Genomic DNA, 3,859 nt, shown 5'->3' with positions numbered 1-3,859 from the left:
ATTCACATTCAGGAACTGACCTGTGTGGCGCGTGACACCAAGCTTGGCCCAGAGGAAATCACTGCGGACATCCCGAACGTGGGTGAGGCTGCACTGAACAAGCTGGACGAAGCCGGTATCGTTTACGTAGGTGCTGAAGTAGGCGCAGGCGACATCCTGGTGGGTAAGGTCACTCCGAAAGGCGAGACCCAACTGACTCCGGAAGAAAAACTGCTGCGTGCGATCTTCGGTGAAAAAGCCAGCGACGTTAAAGACACCTCCCTGCGTGTACCTACCGGTACCAAAGGTACTGTCATCGACGTACAGGTCTTCACTCGCGACGGCGTTGAGCGTGATGCTCGTGCTCTGTCGATCGAGAAGTCCCAGCTGGACGAGATCCGCAAGGATCTGAACGAAGAGTTCCGTATCGTAGAAGGCGCGACCTTCGAACGTCTGCGCTCCGCTCTGGTAGGCCACAAGGCTGAAGGCGGCGCCGGCCTGAAGAAAGGTCAGGACATCACCGACGAAGTACTCGACGGTCTTGAGCATGGTCAGTGGTTCAAACTGCGCATGGCTGAAGATGCTCTGAACGAGCAGCTCGAGAAGGCTCAGGCCTACATCGTTGATCGTCGCCGTCTGCTGGACGACAAGTTCGAAGACAAGAAGCGCAAACTGCAGCAGGGCGATGACCTGGCTCCGGGCGTGCTGAAAATCGTCAAGGTTTACCTGGCAATCCGTCGTCGCATCCAGCCGGGCGACAAGATGGCCGGTCGTCACGGTAACAAGGGTGTGGTCTCCGTGATCATGCCGGTTGAAGACATGCCGCACGATGCCAATGGCACCCCGGTCGACGTCGTCCTCAACCCGTTGGGCGTACCTTCGCGTATGAACGTTGGTCAGATCCTTGAAACCCACCTGGGCCTCGCGGCCAAAGGTCTGGGCGAGAAGATCAACCGGATGGTCGAAGAGCAGCGTAAAGTCGCCGAGCTGCGCACCTTCCTGGACGAGATCTACAACCAGATCGGTGGTCGTAACGAAGATCTGGACAGCTTCTCCGATCAGGAAATCCTGGATCTGGCGAAGAACCTGCGTGGCGGTGTTCCAATGGCCACTCCAGTGTTCGACGGTGCCAAGGAAAGCGAAATCAAGGCCATGCTGAAAACTGGCAGACCTGCCGGAAAGCGGCCAGATGCAGCTGACTGACGGCCGTACCGGCAACAAGTTCGAGCGTCCAGTTACCGTTGGCTACATGTACATGCTGAAGCTGAACCACTTGGTAGACGACAAGATGCACGCGCGTTCTACCGGTTCGTACAGCCTGGTTACCCAGCAGCCGCTGGGTGGTAAGGCGCAGTTCGGTGGTCAGCGTTTCGGGGAGATGGAGGTCTGGGCACTGGAAGCATACGGTGCTGCATACACTCTGCAAGAAATGCTCACAGTGAAGTCGGACGATGTGAACGGCCGTACCAAGATGTACAAAAACATCGTGGATGGCGATCACCGTATGGAGCCGGGCATGCCCGAGTCCTTCAACGTGTTGATCAAGGAAATTCGTTCCCTCGGCATCGATATCGATCTGGAAACCGAATAACACGTGACGCGATCGAGAGCGGGGCAGGACTGCCCGCTCTCTGCTCCGCCAGGAGGAAAGGCCTTGAAAGACCTACTGAATTTGCTGAAAAACCAGGGTCAAGTCGAAGAGTTCGACGCCATCCGTATCGGATTGGCCTCGCCTGAGATGATCCGCTCGTGGTCGTTCGGTGAAGTTAAAAAGCCGGAAACCATCAACTACCGTACGTTCAAACCTGAGCGTGACGGTCTGTTCTGCGCCAAGATCTTTGGCCCGGTAAAGGATTACGAGTGCCTGTGCGGTAAGTACAAGCGCTTGAAGCACCGTGGTGTGATCTGCGAGAAGTGCGGCGTTGAAGTCGCACTGGCCAAGGTTCGTCGTGAGCGCATGGCGCACATCGAACTGGCTTCGCCGGTTGCCCACATCTGGTTCCTCAAATCGCTGCCGTCCCGTATCGGCCTGCTGATGGACATGACCCTGCGTGATATCGAACGCGTTCTCTACTTCGAGAGCTACGTCGTTATCGATCCGGGCATGACTACCCTTGAAAAAGGTCAGCTGCTGAACGACGAGCAGTACTTCGAAGCGCTGGAAGAGTTCGGTGATGACTTCGACGCCCGCATGGGTGCTGAAGCTGTCCGTGAACTGCTGCACGCTATCGACCTGGAACACGAGATTGGCCGTCTGCGCGAAGAAATTCCGCAAACCAACTCGGAAACCAAGATCAAGAAGCTGTCCAAGCGTCTGAAGTTGATGGAAGCCTTCCAGGGTTCCGGCAACCTGCCAGAGTGGATGGTGCTGACCGTTCTGCCGGTTCTGCCGCCAGATCTGCGTCCACTGGTCCCGCTGGATGGCGGTCGTTTCGCGACTTCCGACCTCAACGATCTGTATCGTCGAGTGATCAACCGTAACAACCGTTTGAAGCGCCTGCTGGATCTGTCCGCTCCGGACATCATCGTGCGCAACGAAAAGCGTATGTTGCAGGAAGCTGTCGATGCACTGCTCGACAACGGTCGTCGTGGCCGCGCTATCACCGGTTCGAACAAGCGTCCTCTGAAATCCCTGGCTGACATGATCAAGGGTAAGCAAGGTCGTTTCCGTCAGAACTTGCTCGGCAAGCGTGTTGACTACTCCGGTCGTTCGGTAATTACCGTAGGCCCGACCCTGCGTCTGCACCAGTGCGGTCTGCCGAAGAAGATGGCTCTCGAGCTGTTCAAACCGTTCATTTTCGGCAAGCTGGAAATGCGTGGTCTGGCGACCACCATCAAAGCGGCCAAGAAGATGGTCGAGCGCGAGCTGCCAGAGGTTTGGGACGTTCTCGCTGAAGTGATTCGCGAACACCCGGTTCTTCTCAACCGTGCACCGACCCTTCACCGTCTGGGTATCCAGGCGTTTGAACCGGTACTGATCGAAGGTAAGGCTATCCAGCTGCACCCGCTGGTCTGCGCCGCGTACAACGCCGACTTCGACGGCGACCAAATGGCCGTGCACGTACCGCTGACGCTGGAAGCCCAGCTCGAAGCGCGTGCGTTGATGATGTCGACCAACAACATTCTGTCGCCAGCCAACGGTGAGCCAATCATCGTTCCGTCGCAGGACGTTGTATTGGGTCTGTACTACATGACTCGTGAAGCGATCAACGCCAAGGGCGAAGGTCGTGTGTTCGCGGATCTGCAGGAAGTTGACCGTGTGTTCCGTGCCGGCGAGGCCGCACTGCACGCCAAGGTTAAAGTGCGTATCAACGAAACCGTCAACGACCGTGACGGCAACAGCGTGAGCAACACTCGTATCGTCGACACCACTGTCGGCCGTGCGCTGCTGTTCCAGGTGGTGCCGAAAGGTCTGTCGTTCGATGTCGTCAACCTGCCAATGAAGAAAAAGGCGATCTCCAAGCTGATCAACCAGTGCTACCGCGTGGTTGGTCTGAAAGAGACCGTGATCTTTGCTGACCAGTTGATGTACACCGGTTTCGCTTACTCGACCATCTCCGGCGTTTCCATCGGTGTTAACGACTTCGTTATCCCGGACGAAAAAGCCCGCATCATCGGTGCAGCCACCGACGAAGTGAAAGAGATCGAGAGCCAGTACGCCTCCGGCCTGGTAACCCAGGGCGAGAAGTACAACAAAGTGATCGACCTTTGGTCGAAGGCAAACGACGAAGTTTCCAAGGCGATGATGGCCAACCTCTCGAAAGAGAAAGTCATCGACCGTCACGGCGACGAAGTTGACCAAGAGTCCTTCAACTCGATGTACATGATGGCCGACTCGGGTGCGCGGGGTTCCGCAGCACAGATTCGTCAGCTGGCCGGT

At 56.7% G+C, this 3,859-nt stretch carries 1 protein-coding gene and 1 pseudogene; both read left to right on the top strand.

The window, feature by feature from the left end; genetic code table 11:
- Nucleotides 1-1,570, top strand: a pseudogene (gene rpoB, locus HT737_RS12340) (DNA-directed RNA polymerase subunit beta); the annotation flags it as partial.
- Nucleotides 1,571-1,633: 63 nt separating this feature from the next.
- A partial coding sequence (gene rpoC, locus HT737_RS12335; protein WP_182402686.1) for a DNA-directed RNA polymerase subunit beta' occupies nt 1,634-3,859 on the top strand: 2,226 nt, incomplete at its 3' end.

Source organism: Pseudomonas sp. MD195_PC81_125 (assembly GCF_014060985.1).
Classification (GTDB): Bacteria; Pseudomonadota; Gammaproteobacteria; order Pseudomonadales; family Pseudomonadaceae; genus Aquipseudomonas; species Aquipseudomonas parakoreensis.
Note: the sequence above shows the minus strand (reverse complement) of the source record. Positions and strands in the feature narration are given on the sequence as shown.